The organism is Streptomyces sp. NPDC051173, assembly GCF_040689515.1.
Lineage (GTDB): Bacteria > Actinomycetota > Actinomycetes > Streptomycetales > Streptomycetaceae > Streptomyces.
Genome location: NZ_JBFBBD010000061.1, coordinates 20,145 through 42,269, shown reverse-complemented (window position 1 = coordinate 42,269; position 22,125 = coordinate 20,145). Strand labels below are relative to the sequence as shown.

The 22,125-nt window shown below is 70.9% G+C and carries 25 protein-coding genes; 14 read left to right on the top strand and 11 right to left on the bottom strand.

Going from position 1 to position 22,125, the window contains the following annotated elements; translation table 11 throughout:
- The first annotated feature begins 295 nt into the window (after positions 1-295).
- Both AB0435_RS26110 and AB0435_RS26105 read left to right on the top strand, forming a co-directional pair.
- Positions 296-1,153, top strand: a complete 858-nt coding sequence (locus AB0435_RS26110; RefSeq protein ID WP_366007778.1) for a hypothetical protein — start codon at positions 296-298, stop codon at positions 1,151-1,153.
- 143 nt (positions 1,154-1,296) lie between these two features.
- Positions 1,297-2,082 carry a putative protein N(5)-glutamine methyltransferase gene (locus AB0435_RS26105; RefSeq protein ID WP_366428087.1) on the top strand — a complete coding sequence of 262 codons (786 nt, stop codon included), beginning with the start codon at positions 1,297-1,299 and terminating at the stop codon, positions 2,080-2,082.
- Between the two features lie 12 nt (positions 2,083-2,094).
- Here AB0435_RS26105 and AB0435_RS26100 read toward each other — a convergent pair whose 3' ends face one another.
- Together AB0435_RS26100 and AB0435_RS26095 are read right to left on the bottom strand one after the other, a co-directional pair.
- Positions 2,095-2,553, bottom strand: coding sequence for a pyridoxamine 5'-phosphate oxidase family protein (locus AB0435_RS26100; protein ID WP_366428086.1), 459 nt, complete (start codon positions 2,551-2,553; stop codon positions 2,095-2,097).
- Between the two features lie 90 nt (positions 2,554-2,643).
- The gene (locus AB0435_RS26095) at positions 2,644-3,405 is read right to left on the bottom strand and encodes an NAD(P)H-binding protein (protein WP_366007775.1); all 762 of its coding nucleotides are present in this window, start codon (positions 3,403-3,405) and stop codon (positions 2,644-2,646) included.
- Between the two features lie 249 nt (positions 3,406-3,654).
- Between AB0435_RS26095 and AB0435_RS26090 the strand changes: the two genes are divergently transcribed.
- From AB0435_RS26090 to AB0435_RS26080, 3 genes are all read left to right on the top strand, one after another.
- Positions 3,655-4,551, top strand: coding sequence for an RNA polymerase sigma-70 factor (locus AB0435_RS26090; RefSeq protein WP_366428085.1), 897 nt, complete (start codon positions 3,655-3,657; stop codon positions 4,549-4,551).
- On the top strand, positions 4,539-5,006 hold the full coding sequence (locus tag AB0435_RS26085) for an SRPBCC family protein (protein ID WP_366428084.1): 468 nt from the start codon (positions 4,539-4,541) through the stop codon (positions 5,004-5,006). The genes AB0435_RS26090 and AB0435_RS26085 overlap by 13 nt, the downstream gene beginning before the upstream one ends.
- Positions 5,007-5,095: 89 nt before the next feature.
- On the top strand, positions 5,096-5,590 hold the full coding sequence (locus AB0435_RS26080) for a nuclear transport factor 2 family protein (RefSeq protein WP_366428083.1): 495 nt from the start codon (positions 5,096-5,098) through the stop codon (positions 5,588-5,590).
- A gap of 134 nt (positions 5,591-5,724) precedes the next feature.
- Here AB0435_RS26080 and AB0435_RS26075 read toward each other — a convergent pair whose 3' ends face one another.
- Positions 5,725-6,018 (bottom strand): hypothetical protein, encoded by a 294-nt coding sequence (locus AB0435_RS26075; RefSeq protein WP_366428082.1) that lies wholly within the window; start codon positions 6,016-6,018, stop codon positions 5,725-5,727.
- A gap of 338 nt (positions 6,019-6,356) precedes the next feature.
- On the opposite strand from AB0435_RS26075, the gene AB0435_RS26070 reads away from it, so the two are divergent.
- From AB0435_RS26070 to AB0435_RS26060, 3 genes are all read left to right on the top strand, one after another.
- The gene (locus tag AB0435_RS26070; RefSeq protein ID WP_361525517.1) at positions 6,357-6,734 is read left to right on the top strand and encodes a helix-turn-helix transcriptional regulator; all 378 of its coding nucleotides are present in this window, start codon (positions 6,357-6,359) and stop codon (positions 6,732-6,734) included.
- Between the two features lie 16 nt (positions 6,735-6,750).
- The gene (locus tag AB0435_RS26065; protein ID WP_366428081.1) at positions 6,751-7,305 is read left to right on the top strand and encodes a hypothetical protein; all 555 of its coding nucleotides are present in this window, start codon (positions 6,751-6,753) and stop codon (positions 7,303-7,305) included.
- Between the two features lie 110 nt (positions 7,306-7,415).
- Complete coding sequence (locus AB0435_RS26060) at positions 7,416-7,799, top strand: DUF2516 family protein (protein ID WP_366007769.1); 384 nt, start codon at positions 7,416-7,418, stop codon at positions 7,797-7,799.
- Positions 7,800-7,817: 18 nt separating this feature from the next.
- Here the strand turns inward: AB0435_RS26060 and AB0435_RS26055 are convergent, their stop codons facing one another.
- Positions 7,818-9,095 (bottom strand): fused response regulator/phosphatase, encoded by a 1,278-nt coding sequence (locus AB0435_RS26055; RefSeq protein ID WP_366428080.1) that lies wholly within the window; start codon positions 9,093-9,095, stop codon positions 7,818-7,820.
- A 917-nt stretch (positions 9,096-10,012) separates the two neighbouring features.
- Positions 10,013-11,038 (bottom strand): NlpC/P60 family protein, encoded by a 1,026-nt coding sequence (locus AB0435_RS26050; RefSeq protein WP_366428089.1) that lies wholly within the window; start codon positions 11,036-11,038, stop codon positions 10,013-10,015.
- Positions 11,039-11,454: 416 nt separating this feature from the next.
- On the opposite strand from AB0435_RS26050, the gene pstS reads away from it, so the two are divergent.
- The 4 genes from pstS to pstB all read left to right on the top strand — a co-directional run bounded on the left by pstS (position 11,455) and on the right by pstB (position 15,569).
- Positions 11,455-12,585 (top strand): phosphate ABC transporter substrate-binding protein PstS, encoded by a 1,131-nt coding sequence (gene pstS / locus AB0435_RS26045; protein ID WP_366428079.1) that lies wholly within the window; start codon positions 11,455-11,457, stop codon positions 12,583-12,585.
- A gap of 110 nt (positions 12,586-12,695) precedes the next feature.
- On the top strand, positions 12,696-13,679 hold the full coding sequence (gene pstC / locus AB0435_RS26040; RefSeq protein ID WP_366428078.1) for a phosphate ABC transporter permease subunit PstC: 984 nt from the start codon (positions 12,696-12,698) through the stop codon (positions 13,677-13,679).
- Entirely contained in the window at positions 13,676-14,758 is a 1,083-nt protein-coding gene (pstA, locus tag AB0435_RS26035; protein WP_366005226.1) for a phosphate ABC transporter permease PstA, read from the top strand. The genes pstC and pstA overlap by 4 nt, the downstream gene beginning before the upstream one ends.
- A 31-nt stretch (positions 14,759-14,789) precedes the next feature.
- Entirely contained in the window at positions 14,790-15,569 is a 780-nt protein-coding gene (gene pstB, locus AB0435_RS26030; RefSeq protein ID WP_366005227.1) for a phosphate ABC transporter ATP-binding protein PstB, read from the top strand.
- A gap of 216 nt (positions 15,570-15,785) precedes the next feature.
- Here the strand turns inward: pstB and AB0435_RS26025 are convergent, their stop codons facing one another.
- A complete protein-coding gene (locus AB0435_RS26025; RefSeq protein WP_366005228.1) occupies positions 15,786-16,784 on the bottom strand; it encodes an inorganic phosphate transporter in 999 nt (332 codons plus the stop codon).
- Between the two features lie 6 nt (positions 16,785-16,790).
- Positions 16,791-17,411, bottom strand: a complete 621-nt coding sequence (locus AB0435_RS26020; RefSeq protein WP_366005229.1) for a DUF47 family protein — start codon at positions 17,409-17,411, stop codon at positions 16,791-16,793.
- A 273-nt stretch (positions 17,412-17,684) separates the two neighbouring features.
- Here AB0435_RS26020 and AB0435_RS26015 point away from each other — a divergent pair, with 273 nt between their 5' ends.
- The gene (locus AB0435_RS26015; RefSeq protein ID WP_366005230.1) at positions 17,685-18,086 is read left to right on the top strand and encodes a metal-sensitive transcriptional regulator; all 402 of its coding nucleotides are present in this window, start codon (positions 17,685-17,687) and stop codon (positions 18,084-18,086) included.
- Positions 18,087-18,135: 49 nt separating this feature from the next.
- Here AB0435_RS26015 and AB0435_RS26010 read toward each other — a convergent pair whose 3' ends face one another.
- Both AB0435_RS26010 and AB0435_RS26005 read right to left on the bottom strand, forming a co-directional pair.
- Entirely contained in the window at positions 18,136-18,312 is a 177-nt protein-coding gene (locus tag AB0435_RS26010; protein WP_366005231.1) for a hypothetical protein, read from the bottom strand.
- A gap of 111 nt (positions 18,313-18,423) precedes the next feature.
- Positions 18,424-19,266 (bottom strand): hypothetical protein, encoded by an 843-nt coding sequence (locus AB0435_RS26005; protein WP_366005232.1) that lies wholly within the window; start codon positions 19,264-19,266, stop codon positions 18,424-18,426.
- Positions 19,267-19,378: 112 nt separating this feature from the next.
- Between AB0435_RS26005 and AB0435_RS26000 the strand changes: the two genes are divergently transcribed.
- Positions 19,379-19,573: a hypothetical protein gene (locus AB0435_RS26000; protein ID WP_366005233.1), complete on the top strand. Its 195-nt coding sequence runs from the start codon at positions 19,379-19,381 to the stop codon at positions 19,571-19,573.
- A gap of 151 nt (positions 19,574-19,724) precedes the next feature.
- Here AB0435_RS26000 and AB0435_RS25995 read toward each other — a convergent pair whose 3' ends face one another.
- Positions 19,725-20,438: a phosphatase PAP2 family protein gene (locus AB0435_RS25995; RefSeq protein WP_366428077.1), complete on the bottom strand. Its 714-nt coding sequence runs from the start codon at positions 20,436-20,438 to the stop codon at positions 19,725-19,727.
- A 196-nt stretch (positions 20,439-20,634) separates the two neighbouring features.
- On the bottom strand, positions 20,635-21,639 hold the full coding sequence (locus tag AB0435_RS25990) for a bifunctional lytic transglycosylase/C40 family peptidase (protein WP_366428076.1): 1,005 nt from the start codon (positions 21,637-21,639) through the stop codon (positions 20,635-20,637).
- Between the last annotated feature and the right edge of the window lie 486 nt (positions 21,640-22,125).

Sequence of the window (22,125 nt, the reverse complement as noted above, 5' to 3'; positions counted from 1 at the left end):
TTTCTTTTCAGCCCGTTGGGGGCACCTCCCAGCGGTAGCTGGGGGAGTTTGAGGACAGCGCGCGAAGCGTGCTTCGGGGGTCTGGGGGCTTGCCCCCAGTTTCGGGAAGGGGCGGGGTAGGGGAACAAAGCCCGCCGCAGGCGCCCACCAACCCGCACCCGGGGGCCTGGGGCACACGCCCCAGTTCGGGGAGGGGCGGGGCTGGGGAACAAGCCCGCCGCAGGCGCAACGCACCCACACCCACACCCACACACCCCGTGTAATTTGGCGAGCAGCCGATCCACCAGGAGAAACCATGCCCGCCGAGCCGAACCGCCGCCGCCTCCTCTACGTCACCGACCTCGCCTACGAGGCCCGCGGGCGCCGGTACTGCGACGAGGACATCTTCCTCTCCTCCCGGCTGCGCGGGGAATTCGACATCGCCCTGTGCCATCCCCTGGACGCGGCCGCGCTGATGGCGGACTTCGACGCGGTCGTGATCCGTAACAGCGGGCCCGTGCTGCACTACCAAGCCGCGTACGACGATTTCCGCGCGCTCGCGGAGAAGCGCGGGGTGCGGGTCTACAACCAGTTGTCCGGCAAGGCCGACATGGTCGGCAAGCAGTATCTCCTCGAGCTGACCGCCGCCGGTTTTCCCGTCATCCCGACCATCGACGACGCGCGGGACATCGGCCGTCTGCCGGAGGCGGACGAATACGTCGTCAAGCCGAAGCTCGGCGCGGATTCCATAGGTCTGGAATTCGTCTCCAGGGACCGGCTCGCGGAACTCCCTTACGGGGACGTCCTGGTGCAGCCGCGCATTCCCTTCGCCTACGAGGTGTCGTTCTACTTCGTGGACCGGGATTTCCAGTACGCCCTTTACGCGCCGCGGCCCGACCGGCGCTGGGAGCTGGTGGCGTACGAACCCACCGCCGCCGACCTGGAGTTCGCGCAGCGGTTCGTCGACTGGAACGACATCGACCACGGCATCCAGCGCGTGGACGCCTGCCGGGCGCCCGGTGGTGAACTCCTCCTGGTGGAACTGGAAGACCTCAATCCGTATTTGTCCCTGGACCTGCTGGAGCCCGCGGCCCGGGACGCCTTCGCCGCGAGCATGGCGGCCTCGGTCCACAGGCTGATCGCCGACGGCCTCCCGGCCGGACCCGTCGGGTAGGGTGGGCGGTTCAGGCAGTACGCAGATCGAGGAGGTGAGACCCATTACCGCTGTTCAGGCCGGGTGCTCTCCCCTCGTGGCCGTACGGTCCGCCCCGCGCGGGTGAACCGCGAGAGCGCCCTTCGGTTTCCCGGAAGGCTCTCATGTCTGCTCCCACACCTCTCGTTTCCCCCTCCGTCGTCACCCGGCTGCGCGCCGCGGGCTGCGTCTTCGCCGAGGAGGAGGCCCGGCTGATCCTCACCACGGCCCGCACGCCGGAGGACGCCGCCCGCATGGTCGACCAGCGGGTCGTCGGCCTGCCTCTCGAACACGTCCTCGGCTGGGCCGAGTTCTACGGCCTGCGCATAGCCGTGGACCCGGGCGTCTTCGTGCCCCGGCGGCGTACGGAACACCTCGTCCGGCAGGCCGCCGCGCTGTCCGGCGGCCCCTCCCCCGTGATCGTCGACCTGTGCTGCGGCTCCGGCGCGGTCGGCGCCGCGCTCCTCGCGGCCCTGCCCGGCGCGGAGTTGCACGCCGCCGACATCGACCCGGCCGCGGTGCGCTGCGCCCGCCGCAATCTCGCGGCGGGCGCCCCGGTCCACGAGGGCGACCTCTACGCCCCGCTGCCCGCCACGCTGAAGGGCCGCGTCGACGTCCTGGTGGCCAACGCGCCGTACGTCCCCACCGAACAGATCGAGTTCCTGCCGCCCGAGGCCCGCGTCCACGAGCCCCATGTGGCGCTCGACGGCGGCTCGGACGGTCTCGCGGTGCAGCGCCGCGTGGCCGCCGAGGCCCTCACCTGGCTCGCGCCCGGCGGGCACCTCCTGGTCGAGACGAGCGGACGCCAGGCCGCCGCCACGGCCGCCTCGTTCACCCGCGCCGGCCTGATCGCCGAGGTGACCCACGACGAGGACCTGTACGCCACGGTGGTCTCGGGCAGGCGCCCCTGAACCGGGGCTCCGTCAGACCACCCACGCGCCGTCGCGCATGATGTGACGGCCTTTCAGTTCGCGCTCCTCGTGCCACGCCTGGACGGACTCGGGGCGCACCTGGAAGTACGCGTACGGTTTGCCGCTCCCGCGCGGGTCCCAGCCCGTACGCCGCTGGAACGCCTCCGCCGCCGCGGCCGGGACCCCGGCCGCGGTGAAGGTCTCCACCGCGCCGTCGATGATGACGACGTCCCGCGTGTGACCGAGCGCGAGGCGGGCCCGGCCGGTGTCGCGGAGGTTGCGCCCGGTCGGGTTGGTGGCGACGGTGGAGAGCCACAGCGCCCCGTCGTGCCACACGAACCACAGCGGGACCAGGCACGGCGCCCCGTCCGCGGACGCCGAGGCGACCCAGATGTCCAATTCGCTCTCCAGCCGCGCCAGTACGTCGGCCTTGCGCCGCTCGGGGCCGCGGGGCGGGTCCATGATCTTCATGACCGGTGACGCTACCGACGCGGCACGCGGGACACATCGGGCCGAGGTCGTAGGCGTGCGGACGGAAGCCCCACGCGCCCGGCGGACCGACTACCCCACCCGTTCCGCCAGGAAGTCCTCCCACGTCCGCCTGCCCACGACCGCGCCTTCGAGCGTCAGATTGGCACCGGAGCGATAGGCGCGGCCGACCTTCCCCGGCATGCGGACCGGCAGCGTCAACCGCTTCTTGCCGCACGCCCGCAGATATCCGTGGGTGAGCTCGGCGAACCCGTACACCGCGGGCCCGGCCAGGTCCGGCACCAGGCCCGCCGGTTCGCCGAGGGCCAGTTCCACGAGCCGGGCCGCCACCTCGCGGGAGTCGACCGGCTGCCACCGGAGCCCGCCCGGCGCGGGGACGACCGGCATCTTCGCCATCTTCCCCGCCACGGTCAGGGCCAGGTCGTGGAACTGGGCGGCGCGCAGCGTGGTCCAGGGCAGGCCGGATCCGGCCACGGCCCGCTCCGCGCCCAGCTTGGACCGGAAGTAGCCCAGCGGGATCGTGTCCGCCCCGATGACCGAGATGTAGATCAAGTGCCGCACCCCGGCGCCCACGGCGGCCCGCACCAGGTTCCGGGTCGCCTCGTCGTCGCCCTTGGCGCCGCCCGCGAGGTGCAGCACGACCGGGGCCCCGGCCACCGCGGCCTCGATGCCCTCGTCCTTGAGCAGGTCCCCGGTCACGTACTCGACGCCGTCCACGGACTCACGGACGCCCCGGCTGAGCACCCGCACCTCGCGGCCGGCCGCCCGCAGCAGGGGGACGACATGGCCACCCAGGGTGCCCGTACCGCCGGTGACCAGGATGGTCGGTGTCATGGCTGCTCCACATCTCGTCGGCTGTGCTCCGCGGGATCCCGTCGGCTGCGCTCTGCGGGTTCCGCGGATCCACAGCGATGACTCCCGGCGGGGCGGGAATGTGACGCGGCGGCCGGGGCGAACCCCTTCGGAGGCTGTGACGTGAACCACAGTCGCGACCTGTCACGGTTCGCCGGTGCGGTGTGTCTCATGGGCGTACGGCCCGGTGGGCACACGACGACCGGTCCGAGGAGAGGAGCGGGATCAGCCATGAGCGAGGACGCCTTCAGCGAGCACCGGCCGCTGCTGTTCACCATCGCCTACGAGATGCTGGGCAGCGCGGCCGACGCCGAGGACGTGCTCCAGGAGAGCTATCTGCGGTGGAGCGCGGTCGACCCGGCCACGGTCGAGCACCCGCGGGCCTACCTCGTCCGCGTGGTGACCCGGCAGGCGCTCAACCACCTGCGGGCGGTGAAGGCGCGGCGCGAGGAGTACGTCGGCAGCTGGCTGCCCGAGCCGATCCGCACCGCGCCCGAGGTGAGCGAGGACGCGATCCTGGCCGAGTCGGTGTCGATGGCCATGATGCTCGTCCTGGAGACGCTGGGACCGGCGGAGCGCGCGGTGTTCGTGCTGCACGACGTGTTCGGCTACACCCACGGCGAGATCGCCGCCTCGATCGGCAAGACCGAGGTCACCGTCCGGCATATCGCCCACCGGGCCCGCCGTCACGTCCACGCGCGGCGGCGCCGCTTCGAGCCCGACTCCGACGCCGGCCGGGAGATCGTCCAGCGCTTCCTGCTCGCGGCGTCGACCGGTGAGGTCCAGGCGCTGATGGACCTGTTGGCGCCCGACGTCGTGCAGATCTCCGACGGCGGCGGGAAGGTCGTCGCCGCCCGCCACCCGATCACCGGCAGCGCCGACGTCGCCCGGTTCGTCATCGGCGTGCTCCGTACGACGACCGAGGCGACGCGCGTCGAGCACGCCACGTACAACGGCATGCCCGCGGCACGGTTCGTCACCGGCGGCGAGCTCGACTGGCTCGTCGCGTTCGAGATCCACGACGGACGGATCACGGGCCTCTACGGCATGCGCAACCCGGACAAGCTGCACCGCGCCGAGGCGGTGCTCCCACTCGACAGAGGAGGCCACCAACCGTGGAAACCATGACAGTTGAGCGTGTCATCGACGCCCCGATCGAGGACGTCTTCGCCTGGCTCACCACGACCACCAACTACACGAAGTCGCCCCTGGTGGTGCGCTGCCGGCTGACCCGGCGGGGCGAGTCGGCGCCGTACGGCGTCGGCGCGGTGCGCAGCCACCTCTGGCTGATCGGCTGGTTCCGGGAGCGCATCACCCTCTACGACGCGCCGTACGCCACGGAGTACGTCGTCGACCGCAGCTTCCCGCCGTCGAGGCACGAGCTCGGCCGCATGACCTTCGCCGAGACCGACGCCGGCACCCACGTCCGCTGGACCACCCGGGCCGGACTCCCCATCCCGCTGATCGGCCCCGCCCTCACGCGCCACGCCGTACGCCCGATCCTCACGCGCACCTTCACGAACATCCTCGAAGCGGCGGAGCGTGACCTGACTCAGCACACCGACCGGTCGGCCCAGCTCTGAGCGGCCCGACCGCGTCACCCACCTGGGCAAGGGACATATGGGCAGGGGACATACGCTGAAGACCGCTCGTCCCGCCCCTGGAGGAGACCTTGTCCACGCCCGCCCGTACGCCCGCCGACCCGACGCCGAGCCACCGGGCGGTCGAGAACCTGATCGCGCGCTACGCCGAGCTCGTGGACGACGGTGATTTCGCGGGGCTCGGCGCCCTTCTCGCCGAGGCCGTCTTCATCGGTTCCACCGGCAGCGGCGCACCGGTGAGCGGCCGCGACGCGATCGAGAAGATATTCCGGGACACCGTCATCCTCTATGCCGACGGCACACCGCGGACCCAGCACGTCACGACCAACATCGCCGTCGAGGTCGACGAACAGGCCGGCACGGCGGTCTCCCGCTCGTACGTCACCGTGCTGCAGGCCCTGCCCGACCTGCCACTGCAGCCCATCGCCGGCGGCCGCTACCACGACCGCTTCGAACGCCGCGACGGACAGTGGCACTTCACCGAACGGCGGGTCCGCATCAACCTCGTCGGCGATGTGACCCGCCATCTGCGCCGGGCCGGGGCGAACGATCACGGCTGCGACTGAGCGTTGCAGGTGGCCAGTTGAACGGTTGGCGAGCAGTACGGCGCGCTGCCGCATGGTGTCGACCGGGCGCGGGTGCGGGGGTTCCGCTGCCCTCGCGGTGGCGGCCGACGCGAGATCACCGGCCGGGGCGCCGCCTAGTGGAAGGCGACAGACCATGCGTGCGGCACTGTCCCTTCCTGCAACGGCAGCACAATGGAGATGAACTGCTCGCAGTACAGGTCCGAGTACACGTAGGCGATGCTGTCGGTGCCGTTGATGATCAATGCGGGGTCGCCGGGCCAGTTGCTCGCGTGGCAGCCGGTGGGGTTCTCCCAGCGGCCACCGTTGAACATCAGGGTTCCGGTCGCGGCCGAGGCCGATTGAGTGAGACCGAGCGTGAGCGCAACGCTCGAGCCGAGCACTCCGAGTGTGGTGGCAAGACGCCGCATGCGAATCTCCCTTGATCCGAGCCGTCGGCCCCGCCCCGCGCCTGTCCGGTGAGGGGCGGCACCTGAACGACCCGAGCGTGCCGGGCACCCCGCCCGCGCCGCCACAAAATCCAGGCACTCCGGAACGCGGAAACGCTCTTCGACCAGGGCAGCCGCAAGCCGCCTGGAACGCGAAGCCGGAACGCCTGACGCCGTCCTTCCGGGCGCGACCGCAGCCACCCCTCCCAGGCCGGCCACAACACTCACGGGCCACCTACAGCGCTCAGCCACACACCGCCACAGACACTTTTGCAAGCAGCCGCTTGCAAAAGTTAGCAACGTGGGGCAGCATCGAGCGCATGGGATCACTCAACGTCGGCAATCTCGGTGAGTATCTGCGGGAGCAGCGGCGCAACGCGCAGCTGACGCTGCGGCAGCTCGCCGATGCCGCGGGGGTGTCCAATCCGTATCTCAGCCAGATCGAGCGCGGCCTGCGCAAGCCGAGTGCCGAGATCCTCCAGCAGCTCGCGAGGGCGCTGCGGATCTCCGCCGAGACCTTGTACGTGCAGGCCGGGATTCTCGACGAGCGGGACCGGGGCGACGCGGAGGTCCGCAGTGTGATCCTCGCCGACCCCGCGATCAACGAGCAGCAGAAGCAGGTGCTGCTCCAGATCTACGAGTCCTTCCGTAAGGAGAACGGGCTCGCGACGGACGACGACAGCAAATCTTCGAGCTGACCGGGAGACCATCGCCATGGCCACCACCCAGGATTTCCGCAAGGCCGCGACCGACACCGCGTACGCCGCGGCCGGGGCCGCCGACCTCACCTTCGAGGTGATCGGGCAGGTCGTCGCCGAGGCCCCCCAGCGCTTCGAGCAACTGCGGAACACCGACCCCAAGGCCCTTCAGCAGAAGGTGACCCAGCGGGCCAAGGAGACGCAGGCGACGGTGAGCGCGAAGTTCACCGAGATCGTCGGCAACTTCGACAACGACGCGAAGAAGTTCGGCCAGTCCGCCCAGGACCTGCTGCTCCAGGGCGTCGGCCAGGCCGTGGGCTACGCGGCGAAGGCCGGCGAGCAGTACGAGAAGCTGGCCGAGCGCGGGCGCGTCGCCGTGAAGACCTGGCGCGGCGAGGCCGCCGACGAGGTCGCCGACATCGCCGTCGCCATCGAGCCGGAGAGCGACGCGAAGCCCGCCGCCGACGCGCAGGACGCCGACGCCAAGCCCGCCGCGGCACGGAAGCCCGCCGCCGCCCGCAAGACCGCGGCCGCCCCGAAGAAGACGGACGCCAAGTCCGAGGACCAGTAAGCAGGACGGGCCGGGAGCGGTCCGGGGCGGTGTGCCGCGTGCCCGGACCGTTCTCCCGGTACCGTGGCGGGCGCAAGCGCCCGTAACGGAACGACCTTGAGGTGAGCCACGTGTTGGTTGACGGGTTCGGCAGCGCCATCGGCTGGCTCGCGGAATGGCTCCCCAGGGTGCTGTGCCTGTTCGCGCTGGCGGCCGTCGTCGACGCGGCCACCACCCGCGAGGACGCCTTCCGCGCGGCCGACAAGCAGACGAAGCGCTTCTGGATCACTGTCATGGCCCTGGCGGCGCTCGTCTCCGGGCTGCCGTCGGCGCGCTATCTGGGCGGCGGCTGGGCCGCGCTGGCGGGCATCTTCGGCGGCCTCGGCTTCCTCCTGATCCTCGCGGCCCTCATCGCCACCATCGTCTACTACGTGGAAGTACGGGCGACGCTCAAGCGAATCAACGGCCGGCGGAGCTGGCCGAGGCGGGGACCGCGGGGCGGCGGCAGGTACTGAGCCGCGGACGGACGGGCCTCAGCCGCGGTCCAGCAGGAGCACCGCCAGGTCGTCCGTCAACTCGCCGCCGTTCAGCGCCCGTACCTCCGTCACCGCCGCGTCGAGCAGCGCCTCCCCGGACAGGCCGTCCTTGACCTGCCGGGTGACCAGCTCGACGATGCCCTCCTGGCCCAGGCGCCGCGCGCCCTCGCCGATCCTGCCCTCGATCAGGCCGTCGGTGTACATCATCAGGCTCCAGCGGCCGCCCAGTTCGATCTGCCGGCGCGGCCAGCGGGCGTGCCGGAGCAGGCCGAGCGCGGGGCCGCCGCTGTCCTGCGGCAGCAGGCGCGGGGCCTGGCCGGGGCGTACGAGCAGGGGCGCCGGGTGGCCCGCCAGACTCAGGCCCGCGCGGCGCCCGTCCGGCGATATGTCGACGGCACACAGCGTCGCGAACGTCTCCTCGTCCGCGCGCTCGTGCTCGAGCACCTGCTGGAGCGTGGAGAGCAGCTCGTCGCCGCACAGCCCGGCGAGCGTCAAGGCCCGCCACGCTATGCGGAGTTCGACGCCGAGCGCGGCCTCGTCCGGCCCGTGGCCGCTGACGTCGCCGATCATCGCGTGGACGGTGCCGTCGGGCGTCCGCACGGTGTCGTAGAAGTCGCCGCCGAGCAGCGCACGGCTGCGGCCCGGCCGGTAGCGGGCGGCGAACCGCAGGTCGGAACCGGCCAGCAGCGGCGTCGGCAGCAGCCCGCGCTCCAGCCGGGCGTTCTCCTGGGCGCGCAGCCGGGACTCGGTGAGCTGGTGCTGGGCGAGGTCCGCGCGCTTTCGCTCGACGGCGTAGCGGATGGCCCGGCTGAGCACCCGCCCGTCGAGCTCGTCCCGGAAGAGGTAGTCCTGCGCCCCCACTCGTACGGCCTCGGCGGCCCGCTCGGCGTCCGTCTCCGCGGTCAGCGCGAGGACGGCGTGCCGGGGTGCGAGGCGCAGCACCTGGCGCAGGGTGTCCAGCTCGTCCCGGGCCTCGGGCACGTGCGCCTCGCCGTCACCGGCACAGCCGGCGGTGACACAGGCCGGCTCGCAGACCCGGTCGGGGGCGGGCAGGGCGAGGTCGAGAAGGATGCAGTGCACGTCGTCGGTGAGCAGCCGCTCGGCCTCGGTGAGGTTGCGGGCGGTACGGATACGGACCGGCTTGCCCGCCGGACCGGACATCTCAGCCATCTCGGGCACGGACAGCGAGCCGCCGGGGTCGCTCTCGATCACCAGCAGGGTCAGCCCGGCGTCGAGCGGGGGCGCCTCCGCAAGCCTCGGCGCGGGTACGGACATGGTGACGGCTTCCTTCCGTTCCCCCCGAGAACACGGCGCCCACCGATCGGTGAGCGCCGAACGCGACCCTAGCGGCCGCCGCGTTCGAACGGAATGGAACGGGGCCACTCGCCGCTGTCATATGCGCTTGCCTGGACGGCATTTGGCGCGTGAGGGGAGAAACACGCAATGAGAAACGTCACCCCATGGGGTGACGGGGGTCACATGGGATGACGCGTCCGGCGCCTGCCTGGCGCTTTCGCTTCGCGGCGCCGCGCTGGGCTCTTCGGGGTTGCGGGTTCGTTGTGCGGGCCCGTGGCGCCTGCGGCGAGCTTCTTCCCCAACCCCGCCCCTTCCCGGCTGCATCTGATCCGCGGCTCCGCCGCGCGGGGGGCGCGCCCCAGCCCCCGAGTGCGGATCCGTGGCGCCTGCGGCGGGCTTTCCCCCACCCCGCCCCTTCCCGTAACTGGGGCGCTGCCCCAGACCCCGACGTGCGGGTCCGTTGCCGCCTGCGGCGGGAGCTCCCCCAGCTACCGCTGGGAGGTGCCCCCAACGGGCTGAATTTCGCGCACCCGGCGGAAAAGAAAAGACCAGCGCACCCGGCCGAAGGAACAGCGCATCCGCCGGAAAAGGATCGCGCGCCCGGCTGAAGAGGAAGGCGCCACCGGCCTTCATGTTGCCCACCGGCGGAGGGGGTGGGGCCGGAGGGTGAGGTTCTGGAACGCGGTGCGTCGTCACGGCACTCAATACGTAAGGCGGCGCCACGCACCGCGTTCCAGGTCCTCAGCCCGGAGGCCACACCCCCGGCCCAGCCACCAACCCAGCCCGGCCGGCACCTGAGGCCACACCCCCGGCGGCCCAGCCACACACCCAGCCCGGCCGGCGCTTGAGGCCACGCCCGAAGGGCGAACCAACCCCAGCCACACACAAACCCGCCGTCACCCAGGCCGCACAACCCCCAAGATCGGCATAGTCCCCGCCCCCGCAAGCGTCACCTGCCGCCCAGGCCGCGGCGCATGCACGATCGTCCCGTCCCCCACGTACATCCCCACATGGCTCGCGTCCGCGAAATAGATGATCAGGTCGCCCGGCCGCATGTCTTTCACGTCGACCCTGGGGAGCTGTCGCCACTGCTCCTGGGAGGTCCGCGGGATGGCCCGGCCGGCCGCGGACCAGGCCTTGAGGGTGAGGCCGGAGCAGTCGTACGTGTCGGGGCCCTCCGCGCCCCACACATAGTCCTTGCCTATCTGGGCCGTCGCGAAGTCGACGGCCCGCTTGCCGTCACCGGAGGCCGAGGACGCGGCGCCGGCGCCGGAACCCTGGAGGGCCTCCTCGACGGTCACGCCCTTCTCGGACCGGGAGGCGAGCCACTTCCGCTGGTCCTCGCGGGCCCGGTCCTCCTCCAGTTGACGCAGCCGTTCCTTCTCCTTCGCCTCCAGCCGCGACTCCAGCTCCTTGGCGGCGGCGAGCTTCGCCTCGATCTCCTTCTTCGCGGACTCCTTCTTCTTCCGCTCGCCGTCCAGCGTCTTCCAGCGCTCGCCGGCGGCCTTGGCGTAGCCGTCCAGGGTCTTCTGGGTGGCCGCCTGCTGGGCGATCACGCCACGGGTGGCGGCCTCGCCCTTGTGGGCGAGCGCGATGCCGTCGAGGAAGGTCTCGGGTGAGGGGGAGAGGAAGAGCCGGGCCTGGGGCGGCATGCCGCCGTCGCGGTAGCGGGCGCGGGCCAGGGCGCCGGCCTGGTCCTTGAGCCGGTTCATCCGCTCCTGCGCGGCGGCCGCGGAGCGGGCGAGCCCGGCGATGGACTTCTCCTGGAGGCGCTGTTCCTCACCGGCCGCGTTGTACGCGTCGGTGGCGGCCTCCGCCTGCCGGTAGAGGCCCTCCACCTCCTTGTGGACGTCTTCGAGGGCGCGTGGCGGAGGGCTGGGATCCGCGTACGCCGCGCCCGGCAGGAACGCGGCCCCCGCCACGGCCACCACGCAGACCAGGGCCGTCGTCGCGATCGGGCGGCCGCCGCCCCCGGGCGTCCCCGTGTCCCCACTGCCCGTACCCCTGCCGTGCCACCTCACAGGCCACCTCCGCGGCTTCCGCCCTCAGGTCTGACATAGCGTCACGCGAGAGTCGGATGCTGCCACGGCGACCGGAAAACGGACAGAGATCTGCGTCACACTGGCAGCAAACTGGCCGCCCGACCGGCTACCACCCTGACCGGTGAGGTTCACCCTCCGTTCACTCCGCCCCATCGACCGCTTCACCTGTTCTGCCTAATTTCGGTCGTAGAGGGTGCGGGTCCCGGGCATTCGGGGCCACAGCGGAACGGCTGGACCGCACCGACCACCTCTCGCACGCCGCCCCAGCGGCGGCTCCCGGAAGGAACTCCCGAAAAGTGAAGCTTCAGCGCAAGAACCGGCTCCGCGCCGTCGCCTTCGGCGCCATCGCCGTCTCCGGCGCCCTGGTCCTCACGGCGTGCGGTTCGGACAACAACAGCGGCAGCGACACCAGCAGCGGTGGCGCCACCAAGGCCGCAGGCAACATCAAGTGCGACGGCAAGGGCCAGCTGCTGGCCTCGGGCTCGACCGCGCAGAAGAACGCCATGGACCTCTGGGTCAAGAACTTCATGGCGGCCTGCAAGGACATCCAGATCAACTACAAGCCCACTGGTTCGGGCGCGGGCATCCAGGAGTTCCTCCAGGGCAAGACCGCCTTCGCCGGCTCCGACTCCGCGCTGAAGCCGGAGGAGGTGGCCAAGTCCAAGAGCGTCCTCAAGGGCGGCCAGGGCATCGACCTCCCGATGGTCGGCGGCCCCATCGCGATCGGCTACCACCTCTCGGGCGTGGACAACCTGGTCCTGGACGCGGACACCCTCGCCAAGATCTTCGACGGCAAGATCGAGAAGTGGGACGACCCGGCGATCGCCAAGCTCAACAAGGACGCCAAGCTGCCGGCCACCAAGATCCAGGCGTTCCACCGCTCGGACGAGTCCGGCACCACGGAGAACTTCACGAAGTACCTCAAGGCGACCGCCGACAAGTCCTGGCCGTACACGCCCGCCAAGGCGTGGGCGCCCAAGAGCGGCCAGTCCGCCGACGGCTCCGCCGGTGTCTCCTCGCAGGTCAAGCAGACCGAGGGCGCCATCTCCTACTTCGAGCTGTCCTACGCCACCGCCAACTCGATCAAGACGGTGAAGCTCAACACCGGCGCCGCCGCCCCGGTCGAGGCCACCTCGGACAACGCCTCCAAGGCCATCGCCGAGGCGAAGATCGTCGGCACCGGCCAGGACCTCGCGCTCCAGCTCAACTACAACACCAAGGCCGAGGGCGCCTACCCGATCACCCTGGTGACCTACGAGGTCGTCGGTGACAAGGGCAACAAGGCCGACACCCTGGCCGCCACCAAGTCCTTCCTGACCTACATCGCGAGCGAGGACGGCCAGTCCGTCCTCAAGGGCATGGGTTACGCCCCGCTGCCCGCCGAGATCGCGAAGAAGGTCCGCGAGAACATCGCGAACCTGTCCTGACCCCGTGTGCGGCCGGACCCCCAGCGGGCGTCCGGCCGCACCGTCCGGTGCACCGCCGCGCCAGGAGAGCGGCCGGCCCCAAGGCCGCCTCCGCAGACCGGAGACAACCCATGGACATATCCAGCACGACCGCAGCGGGCCCACCCGGCCCCGCGGCCCCCGCGGGACGGCCGAAGTCCGCCGCCCGCGCCGGCGACCGCGTCTTCCTCGCCCTCTCCCGGGGCTCGGGAATCCTGCTGCTGGTGATCATGGCCGCCATCGCGGTCTTCCTCACCGTCCGGGCCGCCAACGCCCTCTCGCACGACCACGGAAACTTCTTCACCACCTTCGAGTGGAACGCCAACGCCACCCCGCCGGTCTTCGGCATCGCGGTCCTGGCGTTCGGCACGGTCGTCAGCTCGCTGATCGCGATGGTCATCGCGGTCCCCGTCGCCATCGGCGTCGCGCTCTTCATCTCCCACTACGCGCCGCGCAGGCTCGCCACCCCGGTCGCGTACGTGATCGACCTGCTCGCCGCCGTCCCGTCCATCGTGTACGGCCTGTGGGGCGCCCTCTTCCTGGTGCCGCACCTCGGCGGGCTCTACAGCTGGCTCGACGACTACTTCGGCTGGACCGGCGTCCTCGCCTACCACGACGGCGCCGCCCGCTCGCTCTTCACCATCGGCATCCTGCTGGCGATCATGATCCTGCCGATCGTCACCAGCGTCAGCCGCGAGGTCTTCCTCCAGGCCCCGAAGATGCACGAGGAGGCGGCGCTGGCGCTCGGCGCCACCCGCTGGGAAGTCATCCGGATGTCGGTGCTCCCCTTCGGCCGGTCCGGCGTCATCAGCGCCTCGATGCTCGGTCTGGGCCGCGCGCTCGGCGAGACCATGGCCGTCGCGACCGTCCTCTCCCCCAGCTTCCTCATCGGCAAGAGCCTGCTCGACCCGGGCGGCGGCACGTTCGCGCAGAACATCGCGAGCAGCTTCAAGGAGTCCGGCGAGATCGGCAAGGACGCCCTGATCGCGTCCGGCCTGGTCCTGTTCCTGCTGACCCTGCTGGTCAACGGCGCGGCACGGATGATCATCGCGCGTCGCAAGGAGTACTCGGAATGAGCGACGTGACGATCGACCAGCCGCGGGTCGCCGACCAGGCCCCGCAGCCCGGCAGCAGCCTGCGCCGGCCGCGCCTCCCCCGCTGGGCACCGCCCGCCGTCGCCGTGGCCTCGGCCGCCGTCGGCATCGCGATCGGCCTCGGCGCCGGCCTGAGCAGCCGGATCCAGTGGGGCCTGATCGCCGCGCTCCTCTTCGTCCTCGGGATGTACGGCCTCGCCGCCCGCGTCGAGGGCCGCAGGCAGGCCAAGGACCGGCTGGCCACCAGCCTGGTGTGGGTCTGCTTCCTGGTGGCCGTCGTCCCGCTGGTCTCCCTGGGCTGGGAGACGGTCAGCCGCGGCTCGAAGGTCCTCGACGGCACCTTCCTCACCCACTCGATGGCCGGCGTGCTGACCATCCAGCCCGGCGGCGGCGTCTACCACGCGATCATCGGCACCCTGGAGCAGGTGGGCATCGCCACCGCCATCGCGGCACCGGTCGGCCTGCTGACCGCGGTCTATCTCGTGGAGTACGGGCGCGGGCGGCTCGCCAAGGTGGTCACCTTCTTCGTGGATGTGATGACGGGCGTCCCGTCGATCGTCGCGGGCCTGTTCGTGCTGAGCTTCTGGATCCTCATGCTGGACTTCGGCTACTCCGGCTTCGCCGGGTCGATGGCCCTGGCGATCCTGATGATGCCGGTGGTCGTCCGCTCCACCGAGGAGATGCTCAAGCTCGTGCCGAACGAGCTGCGCGAGGCGTCCCTCGCCCTCGGCGTGCCGAAGTGGCGCACGATCCTCAAGGTCGTCCTGCCCACGGCCATCGGCGGCATCGCCACCGGCATGATGCTGGCGGTCGCCCGCATCGCCGGCGAGACCGCCCCCATCGTCCTCCTGGTCTTCGGCTCCCAGGTGATCAACAACAACCCCTTCGACGGCGCCCAGTCCTCCCTGCCGTACTACATCTACGAGCAGTGGGCCGCGGGCAACGAGGCCAGCTACGACCGCGCCTGGGCCGCGGCCCTGGTCCTCATCGCCTTCGTCATGATCCTCAACCTGGTGGCCCGCGGCATCGCCCGCTGGAAGGCCCCGCAGACCGGCCGCTGACCGGCAGTTCACGAAAGAAGCAGTGATTCCCATGGCCAAGCGCATCGACGTCGGCGGCCTCAACGCCTACTACGGCAACCACAAGGCCATCGAGGACATCTCGATGACCGTCGAGCCCCGCTCCGTGACGGCCTTCATCGGCCCCTCCGGCTGCGGCAAGTCCACCTTCCTGCGCACCCTCAACCGGATGCACGAGGTCACCCCGGGCGGCCGCGTCGAGGGCAAGGTGATGCTCGACGACGAGAACCTCTACGGGCCCGGCGTCGACCCCGTCTCCGTGCGCCGCACGGTCGGCATGGTCTTCCAGCGCCCGAACCCCTTCCCGACCATGTCGATCTACGAGAACGTGGCCGCGGGCATCCGCCTCAACGGCGGCCGGGTCCGCAAGGCCGACATGGACGCGACCGTGGAGAAGTCGCTCCAGGGCGCCAACCTCTGGAAGGAGGTCAAGGACCGGCTGAACAAGCCGGGAGCGGGCCTCTCCGGCGGTCAGCAGCAGCGCCTGTGCATCGCGCGGGCGATCGCGGTGGAGCCGCAGGTGCTGCTGATGGACGAGCCCTGCTCGGCGCTCGACCCGATCTCCACGCTGGCCATCGAGGACCTGATCGGCGAGCTGAAGGAACGGTTCACGATCGTCATCGTCACGCACAACATGCAGCAGGCCGCGCGCGTGTCGGACCGTACGGCCTTCTTCAACCTCGCGGGCGTCGGGCAGCCCGGCAAGCTGGTCGAGATCGACGAGACCGCGCGCATCTTCTCGAACCCCTCCGTCCAGGCCACCGAGGACTACATCTCGGGCCGCTTCGGATAAGGGCCGCCTACGGCGGAGCGGGCCCCTCGCCGGGCGGGCCGCTCCGCGTACGGGCTTCCCCCGGGGGCCCACGCCCCCGGCCCCGACCGCCTTACGGCGCTGCTTGGCGGTGCCGCCGCAAGGCGAAGGGCCCGCCCCCTGTCGGTAGCAGGGGGCGGGCCCATCCGTATGTGACGTGTATGTGACGCCCGCGGTGAGACGGGCGGGTGGGAAAGGTCAGCCGAAGGCCAGCAGCACGAGCCAGTAGCTGAACGCGGCCACGAGCGCCGCGGCCGGCATCGTGATGAACCAGCCCATAACGATGTTCTTGGCCACGCCCCAGCGCACCGCGCGCGACCCCTTCGTGGAGCCCACACCCATGATCGCGGAGGTGATGACGTGCGTCGTGGAGATCGGCGCCTGGAACATGAACGAGGACGTGTACATCACGGACGCGGCCGTCGTCTCGGCCGCGAAGCCCTGCGGCGGGTCCAGCTCGATGATCCGGCGCCCGAGCGTCCGCATGATCCGCCAGCCACCGGCGTACGTACCCGCGGACAGCGTCAGCGCGCACGCGAGCTTGACCCACAGCGGGATCGCGTCGCCCTTGCCCTCGACGTCGCCGATGACCAGGGCCATCACGACGATGCCCATGGTCTTCTGCGCGTCCTGGAGACCGTGGCCGAGCGCCATGCCCGCCGCGGAGACGGTCTGCGCGATACGGAAGCCGCGCTTGGCCTTGTGCGGGTTGGACTTACGGAACATCCACATGATCACGACCATCACCAGATAGCCGAGGATCAGACCGACGAAGGGCGAGAGGAACATCGGGATGACGACCTTCTCGATCACCCCCGACCAGATCACCGTGGTGCCGCCCGCGAGCGCCGCGCCCACCATGCCGCCGAACAGGGCGTGCGAGGAGGACGACGGAAGCCCGAAGTACCAGGTGATGAGGTTCCAGGCGATCGCGCCGACCAGCGCCGCGAAGAGGATGCCCATCCCCTTCTGGCCCTCCGGCGTGGCGATCAGGCCCTCACTGACGGTCTTGGCGACGCCGCTGCCCAGGAAGGCACCGGCGAGGTTCATCACCGCCGCCATCGCGAGGGCCGCCCGCGGGGTCAGCGCCCGCGTGGAGACCGAGGTCGCGATGGCGTTCGCGGAGTCGTGGAAGCCGTTCGTATAGGTGAAGCCGAGCGCGACCCCGATGGTCACGACGAGAGCGAAGGTGTCCACCGGGGGTCAGGACTCCTTGACCGCGATGGTCTCGACCGTGTTGGCGACGTGCTCGAACGCGTCGGCGGCCTCCTCCAGCACGTCCACGATCTGCTTGAGCTTCAGCACCTCTATGGCGTCGTACTTGCCGTTGAAGAGCTGGGCCAGGAGCTTGCGGTGGATCTGGTCCGCCTGGTTCTCGAGGCGGTTCACCTCGATCCAGTACTCGGTGAGGTTTGTCATGGTCCGGAGGTTGGGCATGGCCTCGGCGGTGAGCTCGGCGGCCCGCGCGAGGACCTCGATCTGCTGCTCGACGCCCTTCGGGAGCTCCTCGACCTGGTAGAGCACGACCAGGTCGACGGCCTCCTCCATGAAGTCCATGATGTCGTCGAGCGACGAGGCGAGGTTGTAGATGTCCTCGCGGTCGAACGGCGTGATGAAGGAGGAGTTCAGCTGGTGGAAGATCGCGTGGGTCGCGTCGTCCCCCGCGTGCTCCGCTGCCCGCATCCGCTCGGCGATCTCGGCTCGGGCGGACGCGTCCGCTCCGAGCAGTTCCATCAGGAGCTTGGAGCCCGTGACGATGTTGTCCGCTGACGCGGCGAACATGTCGTAGAAGCTCGTCTCCCTGGGGGTCAGACGAAAGCGCACGTGGGATCCTCGGGGTGCAGCGGATTCGGTCTCGTTGATGCTAGGCGCATCATCCGGCCACGGCTAACTGGCATTCCCTCAGTGTCGCCCATCGGGCAGAGTGCTCACGAAGGCAGGTACCGCCTCCGGCCACCGAATTCTGTACCATATACCGGCCGGGGGTATGCGAGTGGGGTATACCCACCGACAGGCGCGACACCCTTGGCCCAGGGCCCGGGCCGGCGCCCGGTGCACCCCGGACTCCAGCTCCGGGAAGGGACGACGGAGGACGCCATGACCACCACGGAAGCCGGAGCCGGCACGACCGGCGCCACGTCCTGCCACGGCGAGGCGCCCGGCGCGGACGCGTCGGCCGAGCAGATCCAGGGGCAGGCCCAGGGGCACGGCCACGGCCCGCACGGCTACAGCGACCAGAAGGACCAGCACCTCAAGCGCCTGCGCCGGATCGAGGGCCAGATCCGCGGCCTCCAGCGCATGGTCGAGGAAGACGTCTACTGCATCGACATACTCACCCAGGTGTCGGCGAGCACGAAGGCCCTCCAGTCCTTCGCCCTCCAGCTGCTCCAGGAGCACCTGCGCCACTGCGTGGCGGCCGCCGCGGTGAAGGGCGGCGACGAGATCGACGCGAAGGTGGCGGAAGCGAGCGCGGCGATCGCGCGGCTGCTCCGTACGTGACGCCCGGGGCTCCGCACGGAGCGCCGGCGGCGTGCCGCGGACCGGGCCGTTACTCGCCCCGCTTCTTCTCCGCCGCCCGGACGACCTTCAGCACCTCGTCGATGCGGTCCGGGCTCAGGCGGTCCTCGTCCGCGCTCGAGGCCGCGATCATCAAATCACCGTAGAGATCGATCTCGATGAGGGCCACGGGATCCGGCCCACCCGACGAACCGCGTCGCGAAACCACGTGATTCACCTCCTCGGGTCCTGGTTCTTCGACTTACCAGCGTAGTGATCGGTACACATGGCGCGCATGGCACAGAAGGACCATTTCCATGGCCAAGCACACCGTGCCGCGTTATTTCCGCGGCGAACCCACGGTCCCCGCATAGATATCGGCGGAAGCCGGGAGTGCCACATCGAACTTGGTGCCGAAGTCGTAGAGGTCGACGGTCGAGACGACCGTCATCGGCGCCGCCGGCCCGCCCCGCACGACACCGAACCGGTGGGAGAGCCTGCGCGGCAGGCCCTGCCGGTCGAGGTACGCGTCGAACCGCACCGTGCCGCTGGAGAACCCCCTCGCCGCCACGGCCAGCGGACCGCGGTCCCGCTCGGGCGCGGCGCGCGCGGCCCGGCCGAGGTCGACGGTGCCCCAGTAGTGCCGCACGCGGACCCCGTCCACCCACTCGTCCCTCATATACGTCACCTCACGCGCCCCGCCGAGCAGTTCCGCCGCCGCGAGCGGGTCCGTGGCGCCGTTGGTGAGCAGATTGCCGTCGGCGAAGGCCGGCGTCGACAGCCTCACCCACTTGTCCGCGGGGACGCCCGCCCCGCGGTTCTTCATGAAGAGCGCACCGGGCACGAACACCTCGGTGACGGCACGGTGTTCGGTCGCACCCGCCGCGTCCGCGGGCACCAGCACCGTCAACTCACCGGCGGGCCGGGCGAAGTCGTAGCCGCCCGCCCCGCGGATGATCAGCCGGGTGCCGCCGCTGACGGTCTCCATCGACGTACGCACCTTCGCGCCGCCCGCCTCGGCGAGCGCCCGGGCCGCGCGGCGCAGCGCCTCGCGGGCCCGGCCGGGGTCGTCCGCCTGGCGGGCCTCGCCGCTCAGGCTCTCGAGATCGCCCCGCAGCTCCGGCCGCGCCTGGCCGGCGCAGCCGGACACCAGCAGGCCGAGGGCGATGCCGCCCGCCGTCACGCGTCCTCTCCGCCGCACCACCATGACCGTCAGCCCCCTGCCAGCGCGCTGTGGAACCCGTAACTGTCAACGACCCCCGGTGACCGCCGTCACGGCCGGGTAGCGTGGTCACGTGTCCGACACAGCCGCCGCGGGCCCCTCCGCGGCACACTCCACCAGTACCGGCGAGACGGGTTCCTTCTGCAGCGCCCGCTGCACCTGCGGCTGGCGCGGCCCGGCCCGCAGGGCCCGCTCACTCGCACGCGAGGACGCGGCGTCCCATACGGCGACGGCTTCGGGCACGCAATTCAGCCCGTCCGGCGTTTGAGGACAACGCGCGAAGCGTGTTGCGGGGTCTGGGGCGCATCCCCAGTTTCGGGAAGGGGCGGGGTGGGGGAAAGCCCGCCGCAGGCGCGAACAACCCGCAGCCGTGGGGGCCGGGGCGCAGCCCCGCACGCGGCGGAGCCGCAGGCGCCCCGCTACGCCGCCAGGTCGTTGTCCCGGGGCAGCGGCCGCTCCGGCCGCCCCGCCGCCGCGACCACGGGCGCCACCGCCCCGCCCGACCGCACCAGCCACCCCGCCCGCGACCCCGCGAGGAACCGCATCGCCGGAGTGAGCAGCATCATCGCCAGTGGAGCCAGCAGCAGCGCGACCGCCGTGCCGAGCGCGAGCCCGCCGACGACGTCCGTCGGATAGTGCACGCCCATATAGACGCGGCAGAAGCCTTCCAGGAAGGCGAGGCCGATGCCGATGAGGCCGTACTTCCGGTTGGCGACGAAGAGGCCCACCCCGAGCGCCATGGTCAGCGTCGCGTGATCGCTGACGAAGGAGTAGTCGGTCTTGCCCTTGACGAGGACGTCCAGCCCGGTGTGGTCGACGAAGGGCCGCGGCCGCTTGACGAAGTCCCGGATCGGGATGTTGACGAGCAGCGCGATCCCGGCCGCGAGCGGCGCCCACAGCAGCCCTGCCACGGCGGCCGGCGCGTCGTCCCGCTTGCGGACGCTCCACCAGGCGCAGACCATCAGCACGGCGAGCCCCAGGACGATCCCGTACTCGCCGATGAACTCCATGGCGTGATCCAGCCAGTTGGGGGCCGCCTTGGCGATGCCGTTGATGTCGTAGAGCAAGCTGTTGTCGGGGCCCGGCCCGCCCCCGGCCTCCGACACGAGGTGCCCCACCGCGAGTCCAGCCATGTGTCGTGGCCCCTTATCTGTCGCCTCGTGCTACGTCCAGCTGCCGACCCCCGTGGTCCGTTGCGCACGCCGATGGCGGCGCTGCTTTCCCACTCTCATGGAACGCGCCACTCCGGCCGGGCGTTCCACTCTCCACTCAATGATCACCAGGACGTTATCGAAGGGTGACCCATCGTCGCGGTCCGGGGTCGGGAGTTCAGCCCCCCTTCGCCTTGGGCAGCGCTTTCGCGCCGTCCTCGGTGACCCGGGTCGCCCCGATGTAGTCCGGTGTGTCGATCTTGTCGAAGCGGATCAGCGCCCCTGTGTGCGGCGCATTGATCATGTACCCGCCGCCCACGTAGAGGCCCACGTGGTGGATGCTGCGGGGGTCGTTCAGGTCGTGCGCGAAGAAGACCAGGTCCCCGGGGAGCAGCTCGTTCCGCTTGGGGTGCGCGCCCGCGTTCCACTGGTCGTTGGCGACGCGCGGCAGGGTGATGCCCACCGTTTCGTACGCGGCCTTGGTGAGCCCCGAGCAGTCGAAGCGCCCCCCGTCCGCGGCGGTGCCGTCGCCACCCCACAGATAGGGCGTGCCGAGCTTGTCCTGCGCGTAGTAGATGGCACCGGCCGCCTGCTGCGAGGGTGCCACCCGGGCGACGGGCCTGGCGAAGCTCTTCGCGAGCGTACGGATCTCCTTCACATAGCCCTGCGTCTCGTTGTACGGCGGCACGCCGCGGTGCTGGATGACCGCGTACGCACCGGCGTTGTACGACGCCAGCATGTTGTCCGACAGGTCGCCCGGGACACTCTGGACGTCCTTGGAGAGCTCGCAGTCGTAGACGGCCGCCGACGGGATGGCGTCCTGCGGGTCCCAGATGTCCCGCTTGCCGTCCTTGTTGGCGTCGATGGCGTGACTCGCCCACGTCTCGGGGAGGAACTGCGCTATCCCCTGGGCGTTCACGGGGCTCACGGCCTTGGGGTCCCAGCCGCTCTCCGAGTAGATCTGCGCGGCGAGGATGGCCGGCGACAGGGCGGGGCAGATGTTCCCCCAGTCCTGCACCAGCTTCTGATACTCCGCCGGAACCGCGCCGCCCGCCAGCTCACCCGACCCGCCCCCGCCGCCGACCAGGTTCGCCGCGGCCGTGTACACGCCGACGACGAGCAGCCCGATGAAACACAGGCCCATCCCGATCCCGACACCCACGCCCACCCAGACCTTCCGCACCCCGCAATCCTCCCCCACGAGCCCGCCGTGTATCCGTCAAATTCCATTGACATGAGGAGCGTCGGGGAAGCGCGCGGGGTGACCGGCTCCACTGAGCTTCGCGCAGACCATGTCGCACCCGGGCGGGGATCCGGTACCGTAAAGCGCGAAGGGCCCCCGCCCAGGAACCGGAATCCGTAGGCGGGAGCCCACGCCGAAAGCCAGGGGCTATCGGCCTGAGCCTCGTGCTTCGGGGCTCAGGTCAGCCCTTGAGCCACCTCCCCAGCATTCGCACGACACGGACCAGAAGGTCCTCGACGCGCTGCCGTACCGATGGCTTCGGCTTCCCGCGACGCCCCATGGGCGCCTCCCCTCAGACCGGCTGCCGAAATCCCGGTCGGCAACCATCTTCAGGTTCGGGCCGGGCCCCGAGGGCCGGGGTCCGGAGACGATCCATGAGGGGAGGCGCACCGCAGTGCGCGAGGCCACTCTACCGCCCAACTCGCG

What these genes read in the sequence shown, in the direction of transcription:
- AB0435_RS26110 (WP_366007778.1), top strand. Translation starts at nt 296, where the DNA reads ATGCCCGCCGAGCCGAACCGCCGCCGCCTCCTCTACGTCACCGACCTC.
- AB0435_RS26105 (WP_366428087.1), top strand. Translation starts at nt 1,297, where the DNA reads ATGTCTGCTCCCACACCTCTCGTTTCCCCCTCCGTCGTCACCCGGCTG.
- AB0435_RS26100 (WP_366428086.1), bottom strand. Translation starts at nt 2,553, where the DNA reads ATGAAGATCATGGACCCGCCCCGCGGCCCCGAGCGGCGCAAGGCCGAC.
- AB0435_RS26095 (WP_366007775.1), bottom strand. Translation starts at nt 3,405, where the DNA reads ATGACACCGACCATCCTGGTCACCGGCGGTACGGGCACCCTGGGTGGC.
- AB0435_RS26090 (WP_366428085.1), top strand. Translation starts at nt 3,655, where the DNA reads ATGAGCGAGGACGCCTTCAGCGAGCACCGGCCGCTGCTGTTCACCATC.
- AB0435_RS26075 (WP_366428082.1), bottom strand. Translation starts at nt 6,018, where the DNA reads ATGCGGCGTCTTGCCACCACACTCGGAGTGCTCGGCTCGAGCGTTGCG.
- AB0435_RS26070 (WP_361525517.1), top strand. Translation starts at nt 6,357, where the DNA reads ATGGGATCACTCAACGTCGGCAATCTCGGTGAGTATCTGCGGGAGCAG.
- AB0435_RS26065 (WP_366428081.1), top strand. Translation starts at nt 6,751, where the DNA reads ATGGCCACCACCCAGGATTTCCGCAAGGCCGCGACCGACACCGCGTAC.
- AB0435_RS26055 (WP_366428080.1), bottom strand. Translation starts at nt 9,095, where the DNA reads ATGTCCGTACCCGCGCCGAGGCTTGCGGAGGCGCCCCCGCTCGACGCC.
- pstC (WP_366428078.1), top strand. Translation starts at nt 12,696, where the DNA reads ATGGACATATCCAGCACGACCGCAGCGGGCCCACCCGGCCCCGCGGCC.
- pstA (WP_366005226.1), top strand. Translation starts at nt 13,676, where the DNA reads ATGAGCGACGTGACGATCGACCAGCCGCGGGTCGCCGACCAGGCCCCG.
- pstB (WP_366005227.1), top strand. Translation starts at nt 14,790, where the DNA reads ATGGCCAAGCGCATCGACGTCGGCGGCCTCAACGCCTACTACGGCAAC.
- AB0435_RS26015 (WP_366005230.1), top strand. Translation starts at nt 17,685, where the DNA reads ATGACCACCACGGAAGCCGGAGCCGGCACGACCGGCGCCACGTCCTGC.
- AB0435_RS25995 (WP_366428077.1), bottom strand. Translation starts at nt 20,438, where the DNA reads ATGGCTGGACTCGCGGTGGGGCACCTCGTGTCGGAGGCCGGGGGCGGG.